Origin of the sequence: Nocardia mangyaensis (genome assembly GCF_001886715.1) — a bacterium.
GTDB lineage: Bacteria > Actinomycetota > Actinomycetes > Mycobacteriales > Mycobacteriaceae > Nocardia > Nocardia mangyaensis.
Genome location: NZ_CP018082.1, coordinates 3,150,306 through 3,175,124, shown reverse-complemented (window position 1 = coordinate 3,175,124; position 24,819 = coordinate 3,150,306). Strand labels below are relative to the sequence as shown.

At 65.7% G+C, this 24,819-nt stretch carries 19 protein-coding genes and 4 pseudogenes; 12 read left to right on the top strand and 11 right to left on the bottom strand.

Annotated features, from left to right (window positions below; all coding sequences use genetic code 11):
* Positions 1 to 155 precede the first annotated feature (155 nt).
* Entirely contained in the window at positions 156 to 695 is a 540-nt protein-coding gene (locus BOX37_RS14275; protein WP_084759660.1) for an ArsR/SmtB family transcription factor, read from the bottom strand.
* 239 nt (positions 696 to 934) lie between these two features.
* Here BOX37_RS14275 and BOX37_RS33320 point away from each other — a divergent pair.
* From BOX37_RS33320 to BOX37_RS14265, 3 genes and pseudogenes are all read left to right on the top strand, one after another.
* Positions 935 to 1,998: pseudogene (locus BOX37_RS33320) on the top strand (acyl-CoA synthetase family protein); the annotation flags it as partial.
* 27 nt (positions 1,999 to 2,025) lie between these two features.
* Complete coding sequence (locus BOX37_RS14270) at positions 2,026 to 3,150, top strand: TIGR03857 family LLM class F420-dependent oxidoreductase (RefSeq protein ID WP_071931493.1); 1,125 nt, start codon at positions 2,026 to 2,028, stop codon at positions 3,148 to 3,150.
* Positions 3,147 to 4,232 (top strand): phosphotransferase, encoded by a 1,086-nt coding sequence (locus tag BOX37_RS14265; protein WP_071928070.1) that lies wholly within the window; start codon positions 3,147 to 3,149, stop codon positions 4,230 to 4,232. Before BOX37_RS14270 ends, BOX37_RS14265 begins: the two co-directional genes overlap by 4 nt.
* A 49-nt stretch (positions 4,233 to 4,281) precedes the next feature.
* Here the strand turns inward: BOX37_RS14265 and BOX37_RS14260 are convergent, their stop codons facing one another.
* The 3 genes from BOX37_RS14260 to BOX37_RS14250 are packed head-to-tail and all read right to left on the bottom strand — an operon-like array spanning position 4,282 to position 7,387.
* On the bottom strand, positions 4,282 to 5,061 hold the full coding sequence (locus BOX37_RS14260; RefSeq protein WP_206045829.1) for an SDR family NAD(P)-dependent oxidoreductase: 780 nt from the start codon (positions 5,059 to 5,061) through the stop codon (positions 4,282 to 4,284).
* A complete protein-coding gene (locus tag BOX37_RS14255; RefSeq protein WP_071928069.1) occupies positions 5,058 to 6,011 on the bottom strand; it encodes an alpha/beta hydrolase in 954 nt (317 codons plus the stop codon). The genes BOX37_RS14260 and BOX37_RS14255 overlap by 4 nt, the downstream gene beginning before the upstream one ends.
* Positions 6,008 to 7,387 (bottom strand): flavin-containing monooxygenase, encoded by a 1,380-nt coding sequence (locus BOX37_RS14250; RefSeq protein WP_071928068.1) that lies wholly within the window; start codon positions 7,385 to 7,387, stop codon positions 6,008 to 6,010. Before BOX37_RS14250 ends, BOX37_RS14255 begins: the two co-directional genes overlap by 4 nt.
* A gap of 150 nt (positions 7,388 to 7,537) precedes the next feature.
* On the opposite strand from BOX37_RS14250, the gene BOX37_RS14245 reads away from it, so the two are divergent.
* Positions 7,538 to 8,143, top strand: a complete 606-nt coding sequence (locus BOX37_RS14245) for a TetR/AcrR family transcriptional regulator (RefSeq protein WP_240505341.1) — start codon at positions 7,538 to 7,540, stop codon at positions 8,141 to 8,143.
* Positions 8,144 to 8,156: 13 nt separating this feature from the next.
* Here BOX37_RS14245 and BOX37_RS14240 read toward each other — a convergent pair.
* Positions 8,157 to 8,532: pseudogene (locus BOX37_RS14240) on the bottom strand (hypothetical protein); the annotation flags it as partial.
* Between the two features lie 157 nt (positions 8,533 to 8,689).
* Between BOX37_RS14240 and BOX37_RS35300 the strand changes: the two are divergent.
* Positions 8,690 to 8,818 (top strand): annotated as a pseudogene (locus tag BOX37_RS35300) (IS630 family transposase); the annotation flags it as partial.
* Positions 8,819 to 9,151: 333 nt separating this feature from the next.
* Positions 9,152 to 10,297 carry a cytochrome P450 gene (locus tag BOX37_RS14235; RefSeq protein ID WP_167659937.1) on the top strand — a complete coding sequence of 382 codons (1,146 nt, stop codon included), beginning with the start codon at positions 9,152 to 9,154 and terminating at the stop codon, positions 10,295 to 10,297.
* 529 nt (positions 10,298 to 10,826) lie between these two features.
* On the opposite strand, the gene BOX37_RS14230 is transcribed toward BOX37_RS14235, so the two are convergent.
* A complete protein-coding gene (locus BOX37_RS14230) occupies positions 10,827 to 12,221 on the bottom strand; it encodes a pyridoxal phosphate-dependent decarboxylase family protein (RefSeq protein ID WP_420811624.1) in 1,395 nt (464 codons plus the stop codon).
* Positions 12,222 to 12,384: 163 nt separating this feature from the next.
* Between BOX37_RS14230 and BOX37_RS14225 the strand changes: the two genes are divergently transcribed.
* Positions 12,385 to 12,600: a hypothetical protein gene (locus BOX37_RS14225; RefSeq protein ID WP_071928064.1), complete on the top strand. Its 216-nt coding sequence runs from the start codon at positions 12,385 to 12,387 to the stop codon at positions 12,598 to 12,600.
* A 335-nt stretch (positions 12,601 to 12,935) separates the two neighbouring features.
* Here the strand turns inward: BOX37_RS14225 and BOX37_RS33995 are convergent, their stop codons facing one another.
* The 5 genes from BOX37_RS33995 to BOX37_RS14205 all read right to left on the bottom strand — a co-directional run bounded on the left by BOX37_RS33995 (position 12,936) and on the right by BOX37_RS14205 (position 19,084).
* Positions 12,936 to 13,442, bottom strand: coding sequence for a hypothetical protein (locus BOX37_RS33995; protein ID WP_156910404.1), 507 nt, complete (start codon positions 13,440 to 13,442; stop codon positions 12,936 to 12,938).
* A 638-nt stretch (positions 13,443 to 14,080) separates the two neighbouring features.
* Positions 14,081 to 16,198, bottom strand: a complete 2,118-nt coding sequence (locus tag BOX37_RS14220) for a heavy metal translocating P-type ATPase (RefSeq protein WP_084759656.1) — start codon at positions 16,196 to 16,198, stop codon at positions 14,081 to 14,083.
* The gene (locus BOX37_RS14215) at positions 16,188 to 16,475 is read right to left on the bottom strand and encodes a hypothetical protein (RefSeq protein WP_071928062.1); all 288 of its coding nucleotides are present in this window, start codon (positions 16,473 to 16,475) and stop codon (positions 16,188 to 16,190) included. The genes BOX37_RS14220 and BOX37_RS14215 overlap by 11 nt, the downstream gene beginning before the upstream one ends.
* A 93-nt stretch (positions 16,476 to 16,568) precedes the next feature.
* Positions 16,569 to 18,173, bottom strand: coding sequence for an ABC transporter permease (locus BOX37_RS14210; RefSeq protein ID WP_240505340.1), 1,605 nt, complete (start codon positions 18,171 to 18,173; stop codon positions 16,569 to 16,571).
* Positions 18,170 to 19,084, bottom strand: coding sequence for an ABC transporter ATP-binding protein (locus BOX37_RS14205; RefSeq protein ID WP_071931490.1), 915 nt, complete (start codon positions 19,082 to 19,084; stop codon positions 18,170 to 18,172). Before BOX37_RS14205 ends, BOX37_RS14210 begins: the two co-directional genes overlap by 4 nt.
* Here BOX37_RS14205 and BOX37_RS35295 point away from each other — a divergent pair.
* From BOX37_RS35295 to BOX37_RS14180, 5 genes and pseudogenes are all read left to right on the top strand, one after another.
* Positions 18,980 to 19,507, top strand: a pseudogene (locus BOX37_RS35295) (flavodoxin domain-containing protein); the annotation flags it as partial. The gene BOX37_RS14205 and the pseudogene BOX37_RS35295 sit on opposite strands and share 105 nt — an antisense overlap.
* 364 nt (positions 19,508 to 19,871) lie before the next feature.
* On the top strand, positions 19,872 to 22,175 hold the full coding sequence (ppsA, locus tag BOX37_RS14195; RefSeq protein ID WP_071928061.1) for a phosphoenolpyruvate synthase: 2,304 nt from the start codon (positions 19,872 to 19,874) through the stop codon (positions 22,173 to 22,175).
* 40 nt (positions 22,176 to 22,215) lie between these two features.
* Positions 22,216 to 22,959 (top strand): SDR family oxidoreductase, encoded by a 744-nt coding sequence (locus BOX37_RS14190; RefSeq protein ID WP_071928060.1) that lies wholly within the window; start codon positions 22,216 to 22,218, stop codon positions 22,957 to 22,959.
* Positions 22,956 to 24,476, top strand: a complete 1,521-nt coding sequence (locus tag BOX37_RS14185; protein WP_071928059.1) for a bifunctional aminoglycoside phosphotransferase/ATP-binding protein — start codon at positions 22,956 to 22,958, stop codon at positions 24,474 to 24,476. Before BOX37_RS14190 ends, BOX37_RS14185 begins: the two co-directional genes overlap by 4 nt.
* A gap of 25 nt (positions 24,477 to 24,501) precedes the next feature.
* Entirely contained in the window at positions 24,502 to 24,816 is a 315-nt protein-coding gene (locus tag BOX37_RS14180; RefSeq protein WP_071928058.1) for a universal stress protein, read from the top strand.
* The last annotated feature ends 3 nt before the right edge of the window (positions 24,817 to 24,819 follow it).

The following is a 24,819-nucleotide window of genomic DNA, read 5'->3' as shown; positions in this document are numbered from 1 at the left end:
GGCGACACCGAGCGCTGCGAAGACGACAACGAGGCGCACCTCGCGAACCCCTCCCGTGCTCAGCAAACGCCCCAGAAGGGCATTGCCGATGAGGATGACTGCGGCGAGGTAGTAGAGCGGTATCCGCACTCGGTACAGCGCCAACACCACCCGCTTCATCGCTCGGCTCCCACCATGCACACCAGCAGTGGCACGACGCGGGTCGCGGGAACCTCGTAGCTCCCGCGACCGCTCTGCTTCACCCAGCCCGCGGCGACGAGCTGGCGCAGATGGTGATGCAACTGCCCGGTCGTTCCCAGCGATGCGGTCTCCGCGAGCTCGGCGGTCGCATGCACGCCGGACAGAATCTGGCGGAGGAGTTCCAGCCGCACGGGATGCCCGAGCGCGGCGAACGTTGCGGCCTGATCAGACCAGTCGGTCTCCCACATGCCGGACGTGCCTGCGCCCTGCTGCCACGCCACCGGCGCGCCGTCGGGCAGTGTCAGCGAACCCACCATCATCACCGCACCATCCGCCGTCGCGGGATGATCGCCCAGCCGAGACTGCAATCCCGTCAGCGCCCAGAACTGTTCCCCTTCCACAACAGGCGAGGCCGAATGCGCGACTTCGGACTCGCCGGCCATGGCCTCCAAGTGACTCACGCGCTCCGACAGTGCGGCCATCTCGCGTCGCAGGTCATCAACGTTCTCTGCCATGAGTGTGATAATACGTTACATCGTTCTTACGTACTAACGTACCCTCTCGACTGGCAATGACTGCGGCTTCGTTCAACGGCGGAGAGGCAGGCCGACAACCAGTGCCAGTTTTGCCCCATGAGGTTCCCCCCGCTAATCCGGAAAGGCCGGGGAAGACCAACCGCACACGGCCGGTTCGCCGAGTAGACAATCTCTGAAATCTGTATACAGCCGCGAAGGACGTGTTCTAAATTTGGGCCATGGCTGACACGGTCACCGACCTTCTGCTCGCGCGAGCGGAGGACGATTCCCTCGCGATGACCTGTCCCGACCGGACCCGGACGTGGCGCGAGCACATCGCCGAGACACGACGCCAGGCCGTGACGATACTGTCTGTCGCCGATCCCGCCCGTCCGATGCACGTGGGAACACTGCTGGGCGACACCGCCGAGATGCTCACCAGCCTCGCCGCCGGCGCGCTCGGCGGATACGTCACGGTCGGCATCGACAACACCCGGCGCGGCGCGGCCCTCGCCGACGACATCCGGCGCGGCGATGTCCAGACCCTGCTCACCGACGCCGAGCACCGAGCACTGCTCGACGGGCTGGACCTCGACGGGGTCACCGTCTCCGATGTCTCGCTACAACGCTGGGCCGAATTGCTGGTCAGCGCAGGCGAATTGACGCCGCACCGCGTGCGGCTGGCGCACATGATGGTGCCGTTCGCGGGACGGCCACCGGTCGAGCGCTTCGGCCGCGGCGCCGACGACATCTGCTACCTGTCGAGGCCGCTGTTTCATTCGGCCGCAATACTCGGCGGCTACTGCGTGGCCCTCGCCAGCGGAGCGGCCATGGCGCCCGCCACATTCTCGGCCTCGACCTTCCTCTCCGATATCCGGTCTACTGGTCGGGAGATCTGGCTTACAAGGACGCTGGCGGCTACATCCATCCCGCCGTTCGTACCGCTGACCGGATGCGCGTCGACATTGAGAAACTCGCCGCGGGTCCGATCGAACGGATCCGGCAACGGCTCGACGCGGTCAGCCGGGCCGCCGTCTACGCCGTTCCCGACGACCGGGTCGGCGACGCCGTCATGGCCGCGATCGTCGTGCGCGACAACGCCTCTCTCGATCCGGGCGAGTTCACCGTGTTCTTCGGCGAGCAACTCGACGTCTCCCCCAAGGCCTGGCCGTGCTTCGTCCGCTCGGCCGCCGACCTGCCGACGACAGCCACCAACAAGATTCTCGAACGCACGCTCGTCGAGCAGGAAGCTACGGCAGGCGAGAGCAGCCTCTGGCGACGCGAATCACGCTCGACCACTTACGAATCGCCGCACCGGAGGTGCCTGCCGATGTCATCAGATGACCAACTCCCGCCACAGCTGACCGAGCTCGGCTATTACGCGCTGTCGCGTCATCCCGTCACCCCCGCCGAACTCGCGGCCGAGGCGGTGCATGCCGACCGGATCGGGCTGGGCACCGCCTTCGTCTCCGAGCGGTTCAACGTCAAAGACGCCGCGGCCCTGTCGGGCGCACTCGCCGCGGTGTCGACCAGGCTGGGTATCGCCACTGCGGCGACCAACCACAACACGCGTCATCCGATCGTCACCGCGAACATGGGCGCGACCCTCGCAGAACTCAGTGGCGGACGTTTCGCGCTCGGCCTCGGACGCGGAATCGCGCCACTGTGGCAGGTTCTCGGGCTACCGAACGTGACCGGTGCGCAACTGGCCGAGATCACCGACATCGTGCGCAGGTTGTGGCGCGGAGAGACGGTCATCGGCCACGATGGCGCAATCGGTTCCTATCCGGTGCTGCATCTCGGCGTGGCACTCGATTCGCCACCGCCGGTACTGCTGGTGACCATGAGCCCACGGACCCTGCAACTGGCAGGCCGCATCGCGGACGCGGTCGTCCTGCACACCTTCCTCAGCGCCGAAGCCACCGCGAGCGCGGTGTCGACGGTGCGCGAGGCCGCCGAACGCGCGGGGCGCGATCCTGCCTCGGTGCGGATCTGGTCGGTCGTGGCCACTGTCGGTGACGACCTCGACGAGCTGGATCAACTGCGCCGCCTCTACGGCCGCCTGGCCACCTACTTGCAGGGTTATCCCGAGATTCTGATGCGAGCCAACGGCTGGCGCAGTGACGATCTGGAGCGGGTGCGGGCGAGTACGGCCTTCACTTCGGCGCGTGGTGCGATCGACGCGACCGCCAATGCCGTCGAACTCGCCGAACTCGCCGCGGTGATCCCACGGGAATGGGTCAGCGACTGCGCGACCGGTTCCCCGAACGCCTGCGCCGCCGCGGTCGACCGCCAATTCGAACTCGGCGTCGACTCGGTGATCATGCACGGCGCCACCCCCACCGAATTGGTCCCGGTTCTCGAGGCCTACCGAGCGATCCGCTCGACCCGGCGCGCACTGCCGGCAAACCCGGGCTCGGTCGTGCTACCGGACTCGTCAGGAGTTGTCAGATGACCGCCGAATACACGCCTCCCAGAACGGTTTCCGAGGACATACCGACCGACCCGGATTCGCTCACCCCCGCCTGGCTCACCGCGACACTACAGGCGCACGGGCACGCCGTGGAGGTCGACAGCGTGACCGTGACTGCGGTGGGTTCGGGTCAGATGGCAGGCTCGTACCGGCTGCTGCTGCGCTACCGCGACAGCACCAGCTTGCCGGTCAGCATGATCGCCAAACTCGCCATCGGTTCCGACGATCATCGCCGGTTCGGAGCGGGTGCCTTCCGCAACGAGGTGCGCTTCTACCGCGACCTGGCGTCGACGCTGGCAACCCCGGTGCCGGGCTGTTACGCCACGGTCGTCTCGGAATCCGGCAGTGAATTCGTGCTGTTACTCGATGATCTCGCGCCTGCGGTGCAGGGCGACCAGATCGCGGGCTGCACCGTCGAACAGGTGCGCGCGGTCGCCGTCGCCGCCGCGGGGCTGCACGGTCCGCGCTGGTGTGACGACACGTTGTTCCAGGTACCGGGTCTGTCTCTGCCCACAGCTGAGGATCGGGACCTGATGGACTCGGTACTCGCGCCGATGGCCGATGCCTTCGTCGAGCGTTTCGACGATCGGCTCACCGACCTCGAGCGGTCCGCGATCACGTGGCTCGTCGCAACCGCCGGTGAGTGGCTGGTCGCCCCGTTGCGGCATTTCGCGCTGCTGCACGGGGATCTGCGCGTCGACAATGTGATGTTCGCGCCGGACGGCACGGTGACGCTGCTGGACTGGCAGACCATCACCCCCGGGCAACCGCTGCGCGATATCGCCTTCCTGCTCTCGACGAGCCTCACGATCGAGGACCGCCGCCGACACGAGCGCGCCATCGTCGCCGACTATCACCGGGAACTCACCCGGCACGGCGTCACCGGCTACAGCGTGCAGCAGTGTTGGGCCGACTACGTGTCGTCGCTGATCCACGCACCGTTGATCGTCGTCTTCGGTTGCGGCGCCGCCGCTCCCACTCCTCGCGGCGACCGGATGTTCCACACGATGCTCACGCGCAGCGCCGCCGCGATCGACGACCTCGTACCGGGCGCATTGCGCTGATTCCGATACTCGGCGTGATCGCGGCGGAGAAAGCCGGTGCGGCACCGGCTTACGGTTGTTCCGGGTTCGCCGCCATCGCCCGTACCCGGCCCAGCACATCCGGGTAGCGGCGCAGATGTGCGCCGCCGTTGAGATCGATCGCCGCTCCGGTCATCCAACTGGCACGGTCGGAGGCGAGGAAGGCGACCGCTTCGGCGATCTCCTCCGGTCGTCCGCTGCGCCCGAGTGGTGTGTTGTCCAGGTATTCCTCGGTCAACCCCGGCACCAACGAGATTCCGGCGACCAGTGGGGTGTCGACCAGGCCGGGAGATATCGCGTTGACGCGAACGCCACGCTCGGCCAGTTCCAGCGCGGCGACCTCGACGAGCATGAGCACACCGGCCTTGGCCGAGCAATAGGAGGCCATGCCTGTCCCTGGTTGGCGACCGTTGAGTGAGGCGATGCAGATGATGCTGCCGCCCTCGGTGATGTGGCGACCCGCGTGTTTGAGGACCAAGAAGGTTCCGGTCAGGCAGACATCGATGGTGGTCTGCCAGTGCGCCAGGTCGAGTTCGGTGATCGCGCCCGGAATCGAGAGCCCGGCACAGTTCACCACGGTGTGCACGCCGTGCGCGGACTCGAACCCCGCCGCCACCGAGTCCTCGTCGGTGACATCCATACCCATCGCGGTCACATCGCCCCCGAGCGACGCCGCGGCGTCGCGGGCGGCAGCTTCGTCGATATCGGCGATCGTCACCCGATACCCCTCGGCTGCCAATGTACGTACGGTTGCCAGGCCGATTCCGGACGCGCCGCCGATCACCAGTGCCGCACGCCGATCGCTGGTCATGCAGCCCCCTCCGTCGTCCGAACCTGGCTGTGTGCTGCGTCGAGCAGATGTCGTCGTAGGAAGGCTACCTGGTGGGCGACGGCGCTCTCGAACCACTGGTTGCCCGCGAAGAGGTCGAAATGGTCACACGGGTAGTGCCTGACCTCGGCGCGGGCCTTGAACGCCGCCTTGGCCGCGGCGTGTGGGGGCGCGGCGCGGTCGAAATCGGCGATCTGCACGAGGACCGCGGCGGTGATGCGGTCCGCATGCCGATCGGCCCGATAGCCGCCGAGCTCGAGCCCTACGGCGGCGTCGACTTCGTTGCGCCAGGTCGGCCCCGCCAACGCGGTATAGGACTCGAAGTAGCCCTCGGCGGTCAACGCCGCCCGCTCGCCGGGTCTGCCGACCAGCGGCATCATGATCGGCTTGCCGCCCAAGCGCCCCGCCACCGCGCTGCGCACACCGGTCATCGCGGAACGGGTGACCGCGCCGACGCCCACCTGGTTCAGGGCATTGCGACCCGCTGAAATGCCATCGATCATGGGTGCCATCGCGATCACCGCGCGGATGTCGGTCCGGTCGGCGGCCACACTCAACACGTGCCCCGCGGACTGGGAGACGCCCCACAACACTGTTCGCGCCGGATCGACCCCGGGCTGTGCGATCGCCGCGGCGATCGCGGCGTGATAGTCCTTGACCTGAGCGGCCATCGAGACCCGTTGGCGCGGTTGACCGTCGGAGGCGCCGAAGCCGCGGTAGTCGAAGGCGAGAACGGCCAGGCCGGAGTCGGCGAGGTGCCGCGCGAACGGAGCGAGACCGGAATCCTTGGTGCCGCCGAATCCGTGCGCCATGACCACGACGGGCGAGCCCGTCGGCCCGATGAGAGCACCATCCGATGTCGGTGGAAAGAACCAGGCATCGCAGGTGGTTCCCTGGGAGGGAAAGGAGATCTGCCGGTAGGCGTCGGTCATCGGGGGGCTCCGACGGTCGTGGTGTCGGTATCAGCCACCTGGGCCCACGGCGGCGGTCCAAGGACCCGGGCCCGTTGCGCTCCCGCCGGTAGTTCTCGTGTCCGCATATCGTGTTCGTAGAGGAAATAGTCGACTTGCTGGGTGTGGCGGGGACGGTCGAGCATGTGCCCGGTGTAGCGCTGCTGATCAGCAACGATCACCTCGCGCATCCGCTCCGGCTCGGGCAGTCGGTACCGTCCGACCGCGTACGCCCCGACCAGCCGCGCCTGGGATTCCACGAAGGGGAACAGGGTGGGCGTCGACTGCGCGAATCCGGCGAAGACCAGGTCGTCGATACCCGGCACGAACATCCGCTTGTACAGATCGATGCGATTGCCGGGTGCGCTGAGGAAGTCCGGATCGAAGAACGGGAAGGTGATGTTGTAGCCGGTGGCATAGATGACAGTGTCGAAATCGTCGCAGGTGCCGTCGGTGAAATGCACTGTGTGCCCGTCGAACCGCGCGATATCGGGCTTCGGGATCACGTCACCGGATCCCAGCCGTAGCGGGAGTTCGACCGATTGGGTCGGATGTGCCTCGAAGAAGTTGTGATTGGGCGTCGGCAGGCCGTAGCTCTCCGGGCGTCCCGAGATGAGCGGCTGGCCCCACTGCGCGATCTTGCGCTGCCACGAGTACGGGATGTGCGGGCTGGTCCGGAAGTACTTGTCCGCCGGTCGGCCCGCTATGTACTTGGGCACGATCCACGCGCCGGAACGAGTCGACAGACTCAGGGTGTTGCCCAGCGCTTTCGACGACAGTTCCACGGCGATATCGGCTGCGCTGTTGCCGAGACCGACGACGAGAATCCGCTGATTCGAGAAGTCCATCGGTGTGCGCAGGTCGATGTAGTCGTGCGCGTGCAGTGCGGTTCCGGCGAACTCGCCGGGAAAGTCGGGGTAGCGCGGGTCCCAGTGGTGTCCGTTCGCGACGACGAGCAGATCGAAGTAGCGCGTCCCGGTGCGCTGGGATGTCAGCTCCCAGCCACCGCCGGGCAGACGGCGCGCGTGTTCGATGCCGTTCTCGAACTCGATGTGCTCGGTCAGCCCGAAAGCGGCGCTGTAGTCGTCGAGGTACCGCTTGATCTGTGTGTGGTGTGGGAAGTCCGGATAGTGCTCGGGCACAGGGAAATCCCGGAACGACAGCTGGTGTTTGGAGGTGTCGATGTGCAGCGACCGGTAGGCGCTGCTGTGCCCGTTCGGATTGCCGAATGCCCAATTGCCGCCCACCCTGTCCGAGGACTCGAAGCAGGTATAGGGAACGCCGTAGTCGTTGAGCATCTTTCCCGCGGTGAGGCCGCTGATACCGGCGCCGATGACCGCCGTCCGCGGTTGATACATGTCCCGATCCCTCCAAACCGATCTGGTAGACAGATTTGCAAGAGTGTCTACCCGCAGTTGTCACATTCTCAGATCTGTCCACAGCTTGCTAGGGTTTCGGAAAACCCGATGTCGTTCCCGCGTGAACATCGACCCCGGAAAGTGAGGAGCGTGACCCAAGCTGCGACGGCGACGGTCGTGGACCGGTTACTCCACGCCGCGCAAAAGTTGTTGGCGGCCAACGGAATCCGGGCCACGACAGTCAGCGAGGTCGCCGAGGAGGCAGGAGTCTCACGCGCCTGGCTCTACCGGCACTTCCCCGACAAGACGACCCTGCTCGGTGCCGCGCTCGTCCGGCTGACCGACGCTTTCTGGACCGACGCACGCCGCGAGCTGGATACGATCGACGACTTCGCCGAACAACTCGCGGCGGGGGTTCGCATTGGCAGGGGCGCCTACGACGATCCCGGCGCACTGCTCATTCGGCTACGGGCCGAGGAGCCCGAGGAATTCGCCTTGTGCACCGGCGCGGGCGTCTCCGGCCTGATCCCCGACCTGGCGTCCTTCTGGCGCCCCTACGTCGAGGCCGCGGCAGCGCGCGGCGAGATTCACCCCGATCACGACCTCGCTGAGGTCTCCGAGTGGGTGGCGCGTGTACTGATCAGCCTGGGCACGATCCACGGTGACACCATCGACCCCGACGACAGGGCCGCGGTGCTGAGTCACGTGCGTCGCTTCATCCTTCCTGGCCTGACGGCGGATCCTGGCGCTTCCTGAGCCGACCACCCGATCACTGGAAGTAGGCCGTGAAGTCGCCGAAGGGAACCTGGCCGGTCGGACTCGCCGTGATGGCGGCAGCGACCTGCGGGGGTATCGGAGCCCACAAAGCCGGCATCTCGGCGGCGAGGGCAGGGTTCAAGATGTAGATCAAGGCAAAGTTCACGATCCACAGCGGCGGGGCCATCGACATGCCAACCTCGGTGCGCGCCGCCCTTGATGTTGGTCACCAGCTGAGCCGTCCCTGAAATCTGTTGCGCCGCGAAGCCGCAGGCGGCTTGCACCGTGTACGCCGACCGGTAGAGCGCGGCCAGAGTTCGAACCGCACCGTTGTCGCGCAACCAGATGCCGACACAACCACCGGGCGCGATCAAGCTGTTGACCTGCCTGCCGAAGTCGAGACGCGGTTCGGCAACACGCGACAGGCACTGAGGCTCATCCGGCACGCCGAACAGTCCTCGACGGGCTCCCTGCGGAATCGGCGAAACAACGGGGGACTGCCCCTGGTTCGGACCGCACCGACCTTGCCGATGCAGATCGGTATCCCGCAACGGCACCACCACCCTGTTCACGGCCCTGGAAATCGCGACTGGCAAGGTCACCGGTGTCTGCAAACCCCGGCATCGCCACCAGGAATTCCTCGGTTGCCTGCGCCACGTGGCCCGCGCCTTTCCGGGTAGAACCCGAGAGCGAAGCCCTTCGTCTGGACCAAGACCGCCAAGCGGATCCTGGCCAAGGCCGACCGCCGAAGAACTTCAACTACAGCCCACCAGGTGCTGGCGGGGCTGGTGCGGATTCAATCCCATGCGCTAGACTGCCTATGTCGCTCCGCATTCAGCAGTATCAGTTCCCCAGATGCTCAGCAGAAAGTGCAGCGCTAGGCGTTCCTCAGGCTCGATCGTTTCAGGGCGAAGCATGTCGAGTGATGGTTCGTTGCCCCACCTCGCTCGGCATCGCAATGCGGCTTCAGCATGGCCGTGGGTATTCAGCCGCGCGAAGGGAGCGAGGATGATGATCGGAGCCCGAAAGGATATCGACGATATTCTCGCTGACTTGTCGTCGCAGGATGGCCGAGGCCGTCGAAGTTCGAGCTACGAAATTTTGCGCGGCCACGGGTCCGCGACTTATACGTCCGAGGGTGAACTGATCGTCACGTCGTACCGACTGGCATCAAAACTCCTTCTTGACCACCGCATGACCCAGATATCCGAGCCATCGAAATACCCAGATTGGCGTGAGCATCGAAGCTTGCGCCTCATCCACGGAAACATGCTGACAGCGAACCCGCCGGAACATACGAGGCTGCGCGCAGCTGTAGCGAAAGTATTCGCGCCCCGGAATATCACTGCTTTCGAATCAGAGATTGAACGAATTACGGAAGAGCTGATCGAAACTATCGTGACAAATTCCGCGTCGATCAACGTCGCCGATGATTTCGCACTGCCACTTTCGATCACTGTTATCGGGAATTTGCTCGGCATTCCCGCGTCTGACCGGCTCGAACTGCGCTCCCATGTCATCACCCTGGCCGGCATCTTCAATATCGCTGGTCAGCGAGACGACGCAGCTCTGGCCAGCGCCGACCGGTCTGCAGAAGCCCTGTCCGACTACCTGACCAGATTGGTTATGAAACGGCGAGCCGAACCACGCGATGACCTCATCTCAGAACTCGTGGCGGCCCACGCCAGCGTGGATTTGTCTATGGCGGAGATTGTCTCGATGGTGCTGCTGCTCTACTCAAATGGATTCGAGACCACCGCCAACACGCTGGCCGAGGGAATAATGGCACTGCTCAACCACCCCGACCAGGCCGACCTGATCCGTTTCAATCCGGACCTGACCCGGAACGCAGTCGACGAGGTGATTCGCCTTCATCCACCGGTAGAGGCTGTCAGTCGCGTTGCCGCGGGTGCGATACAAACTGACGTCGGACAGTTGCCAGCCGGTCAACGAGTGTTGGTGCTGCTCGAGGCGGTAAACCGAGACCCGCATGTGTTCGCTGATCCCGACCAGTTCGACATCACCCGCACGGGTCCCCGATCGCTCTCGTTCGGCGGCGGCATTCACTACTGTCTCGGTTCTCACCTTGCCAAACTGGAGGCGAAGGTAGCCTTTCCGGCGCTGTTGCGCGAACTCGATGCAGTCAGGCGGTAATCGACGTCTGCATTCTTGTTGACGCCACATGCTCTGCAGCGATGCAGATGAATTGGGAACAACAACAGAAGGAGACTACAATGTGTGGAATTGTGAATGCCGCAAAGGTTGCTCCGACTTCAGTTGCCGCGGGACCCGCGGAAGCGCCGGATCTGCGTTCTTCCGGCAGGATCACGGTAGCGGTGCGGAATTCTCGAGTGTCCATCGAGAAAGGTGAGCTGCACCCGATAGCTATGTACAGTCACCGCTAGATGCCGGACTGTCGCCTTCTTCGGCTGTGACTCAGCCGGAATTCAGGTCCGATCAGGGTCCCGCAGGCGCTGGCAAGTCACTGCGGGACCTCTGCGGATCAGGTCGGACATTCGTCGTACGCCGACAAGGTGTGACCTCGATCCTCGTGGATGACTTTTCTCTCCTGACTAGGCGGCGCCTCAGTAATCGGACACAGCGCGATACGCTTCTCGAACGTTGGAGGTTACTGGTCGCGTGGCGCCGACTATGTGTTCGACGCGCGACCGTCCCGCTGGCTTCACTGGATTTCGGGACCTGTGGCTCGAATTTTCGTGTGATAGCACCACAATTCCTGCAATTTGAGGATGGTCGCTTCCAGTTCGATGCGGCTGATTCTCGGGTTTATGGTGCACAATCGAAAGACGCGTTGCTGGTCGACCGTGGTGGGAGCGACCAAGGCGAATCCGTCATCTCGTAGCTCAGTGCACACTTGGTCTACGATTCGGCCTGCGACCAAGGGTTGTCTTGACGATGAACCTGCGGTGGTGCAACGAAAAGTGAGAACCGCAAGCTCAGGCGGAGTCACTACTTCCAGCCCGGGGCGCCTATCGATGAATCTTCCCACGTCCTCGGCCATCTGCATCCCCGCAGCGACTGCTGAGCGGAATGCATCGGCTCCGAATACCTTCAGTGAAAGCCAGAGCTTCAGTGCTCGAAACTCCCGTGTTTGTTTGATGCCGCGATGCATATAGTCGGTGCCTTGAACTGTGGAAGGCACCTCTTCTGCCAGATATGACGGAATCCTGATCCCGAAGACCTCTTCCAGTTTGCAGGGCTCGCGTAGGAGAACGCAGCCCAGCTCTGGTGGTTGGAACAGCCATTTGTGCGGATCCACCGTCAATGAATCAGCCAGGTTCAAGCCGGATAGCGCCTGGCGGCCTCGACTCGTTACCGCCGCCGCGGCACCGTACGCCCCGTCGACGTGCAACCATGCCTGCTCGGCCCGGCAGACCTCGGCGAGTTCGGCAAGGGGGTCCACCGCACCCGTGCTCGTCGTACCCGCGTTCGCGATCACAACGAAAGGGTGTAGGCCCGCGCGACGGTCTTGGCCGATGCGACGGGCCAGGATCTCCGGATCCAGCCGCTGGGAACCGTTGCTTGGCAGGCACCGAATCTGGCCTGGTTTGGTTCCGAGTACACGCAATGCTCGATTGACTGAGAAGTGAGTCTGGTCAGAGAAGTACGCGCATCCGCTCTCCACAACTCTACCCACAGTGCAGTCCCGAGCCACCGTCAGAGCAGTCAGATTGGCCTCCGATCCTCCCGAGACGAAAAGACCACCGGTGGTCGCCGGCAAATCCAGCATCTCAATCAGCCAGTTCAGCGTTGTCGTTTCGATCGCGTTACCGACTGGCGCAGCCCTCGGGCCCGACGGGACCACAAACCCTGCCGCCAAAGCTGCCGCGAGCACCGAAATATAGTTGCTCGGACTGGGGACAAAAGCGAGAAACCTCGGATGGTCAGGATGAGCGTTGCCGGTACGCAGCAGATCGCCAAGTTTCTCCAGCAACGCCGAGGAATCTGTATCGCCGGATTCAGGCAGTTCCTGCTGTAGCAAATCTGCCGAATCCAGGGCAGTCTTCCGGCTTGCCACCGGGCCAGAGTCGATGTGAGAGTAGTGATCGACAATCATGTCCACGACCTGATATCCGAGCGCGCGCATCGCTTCTTCCGACAGGCTAAGCACTCAGACTCCCTTTCTCACCACAGGTAGCCAGGGGGCCGGTGTGGTCCGGTTCGAGGTCGCTGTTCCTACCCTGCGGCACATCCCAGGGGCGGCAGCATCTTGGACTGAGATGTTCGAACGGCAAGCGAATGTCGAAACCGCAACGCTGTATGAAACTACCAAAAGCCGCCACCAACCATCCGGCGACGACGACGTCTCCGAGTGCATCTCCGTCACCGTCGGCCAGAATGTTCGCAGGCGCGGTGCGGATGAACGCGCCGTGCCCGTGTCCGGATGGCACGAGGTGGACGATCCTGGCAGCTCGATCACCGGTTGGAAAGATTGACCGACTCACTCACCAACACCATCTTGTCCTCCTCGGCGCGATGGTGTGGGTGCCATCGGCAACTCGGTGATGATCGCGCCGATGCGCTTCCCGTGGCGGGCCCGGCGATCGTCGACGCACTGCACACCGACTCGGTGTGCAGTGGTCCGGGCGCCTGATGAGCGGGCGCCACTCACCCGCCATCGTTGCCGCACCCTCGGAAGCGAACAACCACGATACTGGCCGATCAACGTCGCAACACACGGCGACCGGCTTACACACGAGCCTTCCTGATCCTGCTGGGCGTTGGCCGAGCAGGACCGGAAGGCTCGACAATGTGAGCGGTCGTTTCCAACTCAGAGGGAGGTGATTTCCAGGAGTACCGTGGAATAGAGGTTTGCGACTGTCCCGAGCCCCAGGGTGCAGGTCAGAATGTCGGTCGCGGCCCCTACTGTTTGAAGTAGCACAGTGTCACCGGTGAAAACCCCCGAAGTAACGACACCGGTATGTGTGACAGTAATCACGGCTCCCGCAATGTTGGATGCGCGGTTGGCCGATATTGTCGAAGTCTCTCCGGTGTTCCAAGTCAAGGTGAAGTTCGTCGGCCCGCTGTCGAGCAATTCGAGGCATGAGCGGGTCAGTTGAACTGTGACATTGCGGCTACCCGAGGTGATGTCGGGGCGACTTGTCGACGTGCAAGGACCGAGCACGGTCGCTACGTCAACGGTCGTGGCCTGGGGCGTCGAGGTCAGGGCGGGGTTGTAGGTGACCGTCTCGCTACTCGGCGGCACACACGTCAGATCGAGAACGCCCGCCGATGCCACGTTTGACGGCAGCAGAAAAGTGCTCACCGCGACAGCCATGAGTGAAACAATACCGGCACGACGGCGTGCGTTTGCCAATTGAGACCTGCTGAACATGAAGTTGTCTCCCTATTCGAAGAATAAGTATTCCCGACTGATGGTCCGTTCACAACGATTGCGCTGATATATCACTCGACGTGGCAGATTCGTTCCAGAGCGGGCGGCGTACCCAGCGTGATAGCTGGTATCTATAGATGATAGCGCCGCCTCGATCGAGCCGCTGACCGATTCAGCGAACTTCCCTGATATTCGCGTTTCGCAGCCGATTGCCGGACGGTTCTTCCGGATGACGCGTGAAGGGGCGACGCCGACAACGCCGGAAACTCCTCGAGACACCAGGTTCGCCTCGCCTGACCCCCCGGCGATTCCCGAGACTTCATCCCTTGAGGAAGATGAAGTCTGTAGTTCGAGGAAGTATCCGCAGACGCTGCGCGAGCGGGCCGTGCGGATAGTCTCCGAGGTCCGCGACCACCACGAGTGGCATGGGCGGCGATCGGGCGGGCGCCGCGCTTCTGGGTGCCGGGGCCGCTGAGGTTCCGACTTGGTATTCCGTGGCCCTGCAAGCCCTCGACGCCGTGAACGCTTCCCGCCCGGCCAGCCACCACGCCGACGTCGTGCGGCGAGGACAGGTTCTGCGGTCAGTGTGACAAGACTGCGTCAGGGCGAAGGTCCAGGCGACGCAGCAGTTGGGCATTGAGTGCTACGACGACCGTGGATCCGGACATCAGCAGCGCGCCGACCTCCATCGGCAGCGTGATGCCCCACGGGGCGAGCACGCCCGCGGCGAGCGGGACAGCGATCACGTTGTAACCGGCCGCCCAACTGAGGTTCTGAATCATCTTGCGGTAGGTCGCTTTCGACAAGGTGATGACCGAGACCACCGATCGTGGATCGTCACTGGCCAAGACCACCCCGGCCGAAGCGATGGCGACGTCGGTGCCCGCCCCGATGGCGATGCCGACATCGGCCCGAGCCAGCGCAGGAGCGTCGTTGACGCCGTCGCCGACCATGGCGACCTTGTGACCGGCGTCCTGCAGCGCCTGCACCTTTGCGCCTTTGTCCTGAGGCAGGACGCCGGCGAACACTTCGTCGATGCCGAGTTCGGCGGCGACGGTCCGCGCCACCGGTTCGGCATCACCGGTGATCATGGCAACGTGAATTCCGCGAGCGTGCAGGGCGTCGATTGCCTGGGCGGATTCGGGACGAATCGCATCAGCCAACGCCAACGCGCCGACAACCTGGCCGTTCCGCAGGACATGCAACACGGTCGATCCTTGCTCGGCCCACCGTGCGGCTTCGGGTGCGCCGCTGAGATCGCGTTCGGTGAGCATGCCCGGACCACCGACACTGACAGTGGCCCCGCCGACCGTGGCGGTGACACCGATGCCGTTGCGAGCCGCGAAATCACTGGCGGAAGCCACATTCAGCCCGCGATCGGCCGCGGCGGTCACTATGGCGCGACCTAGCGGATGTTCGCTGTCGGCTTCCGCGGCCGCGGCCAGGGCGAGCACCTCGTCCTGGCTCACAGTCGTAGTGGTGGCGGTAGCGGCAACGACGGCCGGCTCGCCGCGAGTGAGGGTGCCGGTCTTGTCGAACAGCACGGCGTCGACGGTGCGCATCGCTTCGAGAGCGCGGCGGTCGGTGATGAGGATGCCTGCCTTGGCGGCGCGTTCGGTGGCGATCGAAACCACCAACGGGATCGCCAATCCGAGAGCGTGGGGGCAGGCAATGACGAGCACGGTGATCGTGCGGGTCACCGCGGATTCCGGTTGCCCGAGAAACATCCACACCACAGCGGTGATGACAGCGGAACCGGAGGCGAACCAGAACAGCCAGCCCGCGGCACGGTCTGCCAGGACCTGCGCGCGCGAGCTGGAGTTCTGAGCCTCGGCCACCAAACGTTGGATTCCCGCCAGGGCGGTATCGGTGCCCACGGCGGTGATGCGAACGCGCAACGCGGAATCGGTAGTGACGGTTCCAGCGACGACACGGTCGCCCGGCCCGCGGCGCACGGACCGCGATTCGCCGGTGATCATCGATTCGTCGACGTCGGCGATACCGGATTCGACGACGCCGTCGGCAGGCACCTGGCCACCCGGACGCACCACCACCAAGTCCCCGGCGCGCACATCATCGGACGCGATGGTGGTGACCGCGCCGTCCTCGCCGACCCGTTCGGCTTCGTCGGGAAGCAGCGCTGCCAGAGACTCCAGTGCGCTCGAGGCCTGCCCGAGTGAACGCATCTCGATCCAATGCCCCAACAGCATGATCACGATGAGCAGCGCCAGTTCCCACCAGAAGTCCAGCTCGTGGGCCAGTAAGCCTAGCGTCGACCCCCAGGAAGCGGCGAAGGCGACTGTGATCGCGAGCGCGATCAGCAGCATCATCCCGGGCTGTCGTGCTCGGATCTCCGAGACCGCACCGGTCAGGAACGGGCGCCCACCCCACAGGTACATGAGCGTGCCGAGGACCGGCGACACCCATGTCAACGTGCCGGGCACGGTGTAGCCGATCAGGTCGGCGAACATCATGTCAGCCGCGACGACCGGGATCGCGATGACCAGCATCACCCAGAACAGTCGCCGGAACACCGCGACATGGTCACCGTGTCCGGCGTGCTCGCCGTGACCCATGTGCTCATCGTGACCTGGTGAGCCATGCGGGGCTTGGCGACGGCCGTGATCGTGTCCATGATGCTCGTATCCGGCAGGAGCCGGGTCGGAGCCGATGCCAGGAGGTGGTCGATCACTGGACATAGCCTCGACTATATACCCTGGGCAGGTATTTGTTCGCGACATTTTCCCAGTTGAAGCAACCTACACCGCGCTGTGGGAATTGTCCCGCCAGCCGGAAAGCCCAAACACAGTTGTCCATCGCGAGATCCGCCTCGGCGCCGCGCGTCGAGACGGGAATCAGAATGCGCACGGTCTCCGCTGTCGGTTCCTCGCCACAGCGAAGCAACAGCGCCCGGTACGCGGCCTGGACCGCAGCGATCGCCACGTCGTTGACCGATGTCCCGAAGGTGAGTTCCATGAAACCCCAGTCCAGGGGCTATAGCTCACTCATCGGACAGACCTCGAATAGCGTCGAAGGGCTTGCGGCGCGCCAGGTGGCCCCCGCCCGCGGTCAGCGACCTATATCACGGCGCCTGATACCCGCCCAGGCGACGCCGGTCAGCACGACCGTCACAGCGAGCAGGATGCCGCTCGCGAGCGCATCGGGACGTTGTAGCGGGACGAGTGCGGTGTGCCGCAGCGGCGAAGCGCCGGCGAACCATCCAGGCAGGTCGAACGCGTCGATGAACAGCAGGGCGACAACGACGTATCCGTAATACGTCCATCCGAGCACCGCCGAGATCTCCGGCGCCCAGCCGACGAACGCCGCGGCGACGGCGACGACGACCCACACCGCGGGCAGATACGCCAGCGCCGACACCGCCAGCCGCAGTGCCTGCAACGGTTCATCGACGCGAAGACCGTGCGCCAAACCTTCACCGAAACCACCCGCGACCAGCACCACGGCACTGCCGACCAGCGCTACCGCCACGTAGCCCGTGAGCCAGCGGACGCGGCCGACCGGTGCCGACAGGATCAACTCCGACAGCCCCCTGGCCTCCTCCGACCGTGCCCGCAAGATGCCGGCCACCCCACACGCGGCCGCCAGCAGCGCGCTGATCGACAGCGTGAACGCGAGATACGAGTCGACCGCGTCGTGGACGTCTCCCCCGAGATACGCCGCGAGTTCCGGGTTGTCGGCCAGGAACTGCTCGATACTGTCGGCGAAGGAACCGTAGGCGCCACCCAGCACGGCCGCACCGAGCGCCCACCCGAGCACGGCGCCTCGCTGCAACCGCCAGGTAAGTCCTACCGGCGAGCCGAGCAACGGCGAGGCCGTGGCGCGTCCGATGCGGTAGCCGAACAACCCGGCGCCGAAATCGCGCCGCCGCGACAACCAGAAAGCGGTGGCGATGAGCACCGCCGATACCGCGGCGAACAACGCCAGCGGCCACCAGCGGTCATCGACGTAGGGAAACGTTCGCTGTCCCCATCCGATCGGTGAAACCCAGGCGACCGCGTCCGTGCCGGTGTCACCGATCGCCCGTGCCACATACATCACCGCGATCAGCGCGGTGACGGCGCCGTAGACACTGCGAGGGTTCTCGAAGACCTGAGCCACCACAGCCGTCGCCGCGGCGACGGTGAACCCGATGCCCGCGACCGACATCCCGACCAACACCGACCCCGCCACCGGCAGCCCGGTCACCACCGCGGTGCCGGCAACCACCACGGCCACGACGGCGTCGACCACGAGCGCGACGACGAGAGCGGCGACGATGATCGAGCGGCGGCCGACCGGCGCCGACCGGACCAGCTCGGCGCGCCCGGTCTCCTCGTCCGAGCGGGTGTTGCGGCCGATGAGGAACATGTTCATCAGCGACACAACGATCGCCAGGTAGGCGAAGATCTCGAAAACGACCTCGCCACCGACTGTTTCCAGCAGCCGTGTCGGACCGCCCATCGCCACGATGGCCGCGTTGGCTTCCATCGTGGCGCGCAGCTGTGCGAGCTTGGCAGGCGTGTCGTAGAAGTTCTGGCTGCTCACCGATTGCAGCGCCATCAGTACGGCTGTCCCGAGCAACCACCAGGGCAGTATCCGCCGTTCACGACGCATCGTGAACCGGACCAGGGTACTGACGCCCGCCGTCTCGGGGTGCGCGATCGCGGTGTTCACGATGCCACCGCCGTCGATGCCGGGTCACTGGTGTAGTGGCGCAGGAAGATGTCTTCCAGCGTCGGTTTCGCACTGGCCAGAGAGACAACACCGAGATCGGTCAGTACACGCAGCACCGCATCCAGATCCGCGGTGTCGACCTCGAAACGGACGTGACGGTCCTCGACGATCAGGTTGCGCACACCGGTCGAGGCCGCCAGCGCGGTGGCGGGACGCTCGGTCTCGACGTCGATCGTGGTGCTGCGCAGATGTCGCAACTCGGTCAGTGTTCCCGTCTCCACAGTGCGTCCGCTACGGACGATACTGACCCGATCGCAGAGCGCCTCCACCTCGGCGAGCAGATGACTCGACAGCAGCACCGTGCGCCCCTCGGCGACCAGCTCGCGGCAGCAGTGCTGGAACTCCATCTCCTTCAACGGATCCAGGCCCGCGGTCGGTTCGTCGAACAGGAACAACTCGGCGTCCGAGGCCAGCGCCGCCACCAGCGCCACCTTCTGCCGGTTGCCCTTGGAGTAGGCGCGCGCCTTGACCGACGGATCCAGCTCGAAACGGGCGAGTAGCTCGGCACGCCTGCGCGGGTCGATGCCGCCGCGGAGTTTGGCGAGCAGATCGATGGTCTCCCCGCCCGTGATCCCCGGCCACAAGGTGACCTCGCCGGGCACATAGGCCAGCCGGGTGTGCACAGCCACCGCATCGGTCCATGGGTCCGAACCCAGTACGCGGACCGTACCCGAGTCCGCGCGCACCAGGCCCAGCAGAATCCGGATCGTTGTCGTCTTTCCGGCGCCGTTCGGTCCGAGGAATCCGTGTATCTCGCCTCGGTGAACGGTCAGGTCCAGCGCGTCCAGTGCCAAGGTCGGGCCGAAGGACTTGGTCAGCCCCGAAATGGCGATGGCGGGATCATTGGTCATACTCTGATCGTCGCGCCGACCCGGCACATCGGGGAGAGCCGAAAGTCCTGGCGGTGGTCGTCGTTTGTCATCGCGTCGCGATGCCACCCGGGCGGTACCAGAGGTCCCGGGAAAACAGGTATCCAGGCTCTGCCCCGCAGCGACCTTCCCGAGCGACGCTGGCACCATGACCGCAACACCTGCACCCACGTCGCAGTCCTGTTCGCCACCGCGCAAGGCTCCACCCGCCATATCGCGGAGTTCATCTACGAAGAACTGGTCTCGCGCGGCGCGAACGCCGAACTGCACGACATCGAGCACGCACCCGACCTGACCCGAGTCGACCCCGTCGTCATCGGCAGCGCCATCCACACTGTGGACCTGCTCCCCGAGGCGACCGCCTACATCCGCCACAACCTGCCTACCTTGACGGGCAAGAACGTCTGGCTGTTCACGGTCGGCCTGGGCCCTGCCCTGCACGCGGATCGACAACGGGTGAATCATCGTCTCGACGGGAAGTGGGTCGCCAGATGCCGAAGTCCTTGTTCCAAGGGCATTTCGGACTCCGCGGCGCTCACGTCACCGGGTAAGCGGCCAGCAGTCCGGCCGACTCGATGTTGTCGTGGCGGTAGGCACACGCCTCGGCGACATCGACATTCAGCACCCGATCCGATCACGCACCGTAGGCAACCACGCACGCAGTACGGGACCAATGCCCTCCCACCCGGGACCTTCGACCGTGTCGACGAGCCCAGCTTCCGATCAGGCTGGAAACCGACATCGACACCGAGCGGGAACGAGGACCGAGATGGGCGAATTCGTCGCCGAGTTCAGTGCATTGCGGATGGAGGACGCCGACCGGGCCGGTGGCAAGGGCGCCAACCTCGGTGAACTCGTCGCCGCGGATCTGCCGGTGCCCGCAGGCTTCGTCGTTCTGGCCGCCGCCTACGAACACGCGATTGCCGCCAGTCCCGCCGGATCGGAACTCGGGCAACTGCACGACCAGGCCCTGGCATCGGTGAACGACACCACCCTGCTCGCCGAGCGGTGCGAGAAGATGGCGGCGATCATCCGCACCGTCGATCTCGACGGCGCGATCGGCGGGCCCGTCTCGGCGGCCTATCGCGCGCTCGGCGACGAGGTTCCGGTCGCTGTGCGCTCCTCGGCGATCGGTGAGGACAGCGCCGGCGCGTCCTTCGCCGGGATGAACGTGACACGGACCAATATTCGCGGCCGGGATACGCTGCTGGCCGCCGTGGTCGACTGCTGGGCCTCACTGTTCACCCCCCGGGTCCTGACCTACCGGGCCCGTCGTGGGATGCGTGGCCGACCGGCGATGGCCGTGGTCGTGCAACGCATGATCGATGCCCGATGCGCCGGGGTCGCTTTCAGCGCGGACCCAACGACCCGACGACGCGATCGCGTCGTCGTCGAAGCCGCACGTGGTCTGGGCGAAGTCGTCGTCTCGGGTGCGGTCGAGCCCGATACCTACCTGCTCGACGCCGCAGGTCCGAACCTGCTCCATACCCGTATCGGGCGGCAGCACTTCGCGATCGTCTCCGGTTCGGATGGTGACCGCCGGGTCGAACTGGATGCCGCCGACCCCGCCTCCCCGGTTCTGACCGACGAGCAGGCCCGGGCGGTCGCCCGGCTCGCGCTGACAGTGCAGGCTTTCCACCACGGGATCCCCCAGGACATCGAGTGGGTCTTCGACAACGAGGGCGCCCTGTGGATCGTGCAGGCGCGACCCATCACGACGCCGACCGAGGCCGTTACCGAGCCGAGTGCTGAACCTGTCAAGCGCGAGACGCTGATCCAGGGCATCGGCGCCGCACCCGGTGTGGCGTCCGGGCCCGTCCGCGTGCTGGCTTCGCCCGATCTGGGGCAGCTGCTGCGCGAGGGCGAGGTCCTCGTCGCGCCGATGACGAACCCGGACTGGTTACCAACGCTGTCGCGCGCCGCGGCCGTGGTCACCGACAGCGGCGGCATGACGTGCCACGCCGCCATCGTGGCACGCGAACTCGGTATTCCGTGCATCGTCGGTGCCCGCACCGCCACGACAACTCTCACCGACGGCACCAGCGTGACAGTCGACGGTTCTACCGGGCAGGTCACCGCGGGCGCTACCGACGTCCCGGTACATCGGCCCAGCGCCCACGTCGAACCGCGCCGCGCCCCGGCAGAGCCGACCGCGACCAAGATCTACGTCAACCTGGCGACCCCCGACACCGCGGCGGCGGTCGCGGCCGACGACGTCGACGGGGTCGGACTGCTGCGCGCGGAAACCCTGCTCACCCGCGCGCTCGACGGCCGCCATCCCCGAGATCTCCTGGCGCGCGGCGAACAGCAGCTGTTCATCGACCGGATGAGCGAGTCGCTGCGCCGCATCGCCGCACCGTTCGGCTCTCGCCCGGTGATCTATCGCACCACCGACTTCCGCAGCAACGAATTCCGCGCGCTCCGCGGTGGCGAACAGTACGAGCCCGTCGAACACAACCCGATGATCGGCTACCGCGGCTGCTACCGCTACATCCGCGAACCCGATCTGTTCACCGCCGAACTCACGGCGCTGGCCCGCGCCCGCCGAGACCACCCGAACCTGCACGTGATGATCCCGTTCGTGCGCACCCGCTGGGAACTGGAAGCGTGCCTGGAACTCATCGACGCCAGCGCGCTGGGGCAGCAGCGTGGCCTGCACCGATGGGTGATGGCCGAGGTGCCGTCGGTGCTGCACTGGCTGCCCGAATACGTCGGCCTCGGTATCGACGGCGTCTCCATCGGCAGCAACGACCTCACCCAGCTGATGCTGGGTGTGGACCGCGACTCCGAGCACTGCGCCGAGCTGTTCGACGAATCGGATCCGACGGTACTGGACGCGATTTCGCGCATCATCGCGACCGCCCGGCGACTGGGCATCACCTCGTCGCTGTGTGGCCAGGCGCCCTCGAACCGGCCTGCCTTCGCCGAACATCTGGTGCGCATGGGGATCACATCGGTGTCGGTGACGCCGGACGCGGTCGCCGCGACACGCCGTGTCGTCGCGTCCGCCGAACGTCGAGTCCTGCTCGACCACGCACTGGCCGTTACCGCGGATCGCCTCCGCCCGGCCTGAAGACCCGCTTTCGACAACCGACAGGAAAGGCTCGATCATCATGACTGATCTCCACGGACGTAGCGTCGTCGTCACCGGCGGCGCGCGCGGCATCGGCGCGGCCGTCGCACATACCCTCGCCAAATCCGGCGCGGGCGTCGTCGTCGCGGACCTGCTGGAACGAGAAGGACGCGACACGGCCGCCGCGATCGGCACCCAGGCGATGTTCTGTCATCTCGACGTCACCGACGAAAGCGAATGGCGGCGGGTGCTCGACGACGCCGAAGCGAACTTCGGGCCGCTGGCCGTTCTGGTCAACAATGCCGGCATCCTCGATTTCGGCGGTGTCGAGTCCGAGTCGCCGTCACAGTTCCGCCATGTCCTCGATGTGAATCTGGTCGGCTCGTGGCTCGGGATGCACCTGGCCGCGCCACGCCTGCGCGCCGCGGGCGATGGTGTGATCGTCAATGTGTCCTCGACCGCGGGACTCATCGGCTATTCCGGCATCGCTGGCTACGTCGCCAGCAAGTGGGGCCTGCGCGGGCTGACCAAGGCGGCGGCCCTGGAACTCGGCGCGGCGGGAATCCGAGTCTGTTCGGTTCATCCCGGCCCCATCCGAACTCCGATGACCGCCGCCATGGATCCCAGTGTCGCCGCGGGCCAGCCACTCGCGCGCTTCGGTGAGCCGGAGGAAGTCGCCGCGATGGTCGGCTTCGTCGTCACCGAGGCGACCTTCTCCACCGGCTCGGAGTTCGTACTCGACGGCGGCGCCACCGCGGGCGCCTCGCTGGTGCTGCCCTCATGAACCCTGAGCCCGGTTCCACGGTCCCACCACCGTCGGCGCAGGTACACGAAACACATTCCGGTGTCGTGCTGCTGTGCGGTGAGCGGGCCTACAAGACCAAGAAGCCACTGCGCACCGATTTTCTCGACTTCAGCACGCCGGCGCTGCGCGAACGCGCCTGTGCCCGCGAACTGACGCTCAATGCCCGGCTGGCGCCCGATGTCTATCTCGGGATCGCCCATCTCAGCGATCCCGAGGGCGGACCGGTCGAACCCGTGTTGGTCATGCGCCGCATGCCCGCGCATCGCCGCCTGTCGGCCCTGCTCACCGCGAACGAGCTGCCCACGGCAGATCTCACTGCGCTCGTCGACCTGCTGGCGGAGTTCCATCGCAAGGCGCGACGAGGATCTGACATCGACCAGGCAGGCACGGCAGGCGCGGTGCGCGGCCGGTGGCGTAGCTTGCTCGATCCCCTGCGCACCGGGCCCGGGGAACTGATCGATTCGGAACTGCTCGACCGGATCGACCGGCGCGCGATGACCTACCTCGAGGGCCGGGCCGAACTGTTCGAGGACCGGATCGCGCAGCGGCGCATCGTCGACGGTCACGGCGACCTGCTGGCCGAGGACATCTTCGACCTGACCGACGGCTTCCGGGTACTCGATTGCCTGGATTTCGACGATCAACTGCGCTACGTCGACTGCTTGGACGACATCGCTTTCCTCGCGATGGACTTCGAATACCTCGGCCATCGCCGGCTGGCCGACGAATTCGTCGCGAACTATGCACGCGCGCAGAATGATCCGGCGCCGGCATCACTGCGCGACCACTACATCGCCTACCGCGCCACGGTCCGAGCGAAGGTGGATCTCGTCCGCGCCGGGCAAGGCGATTCCACGGCTGGTGCGCGACTGAACAGGCATCTACGTATCGCCGCGGACCGCCTCGACAACAGCGCGGTGCGCCTTGTCCTGGTCGGCGGGCTACCCGGGACCGGGAAATCAACGGTCGCCGCGCGGCTGGCCGAGCGGACCGGGGCCGCGCTGCTCGCCAGCGACCGCGTGCGGGTGGAACTGGCGAACACCGCGCAGATCACCGGCGACATCGGGCGGTTCGGAGTGGGCCGATACTCCCCCGCCAACCGAGCACGGGTCTACGACGAGCTTCTCGACCGCGCGCGTGAACTTCTGACCCACGGCGTCTCGGTGATCCTCGATGCGAGCTGGAACAGCGAGGAGGAGCGCCGCCGCGCGGCGAAGCTGGCCGGTGACGTCGCCGCCGAACTGATCGCGCTGCGGTGTGTCTGCCCCAGAGAACTGGCCCACCAGCGAATCGGCGACCGACGCGGCAGCGAGTCGGACGCCACTGCCGAGATCGCCGACGCCATGGCGGACTTCGAGATCGAATGGCCCGACGCTGTCACAGTGGACACCAGCGCGCCACTGGCCGAGTCCGTCGTTGCCGCCTACAACGCCTGGCACGGCGACTCCGCCCCTTTCACCGAACATCACCGCACGACATCCGACCATTCGGCCTGAAACTCCCCGACTTCAGGAGACGACCATGACACAGCACAGTGAGAGCCCGCACCAGAGCGCCTCGGCCGCGGTCGTTGTCGGAGCCGACGGCTCGGACGGATCGAATACTGCCGTCCGCTGGGCGGCACGCACGGCCGCGGATCGCGGTCGTGCGCTGCACATCGTGCACTGCACCGAACCAATCGCCGATCGAACGCCCATCGGGCCGTCGTCGTCACGCGCGGGCCCGATCCCGACCGCCGCGACGGCCCGGTGGTGGTCGGTGTCGACGGCAGTAGCGTCGGCGAGCCCGCGATCGGGGCGGCGTTCGCCGAAGCCTCGCTTCGCGGCGCCGAACTGATCG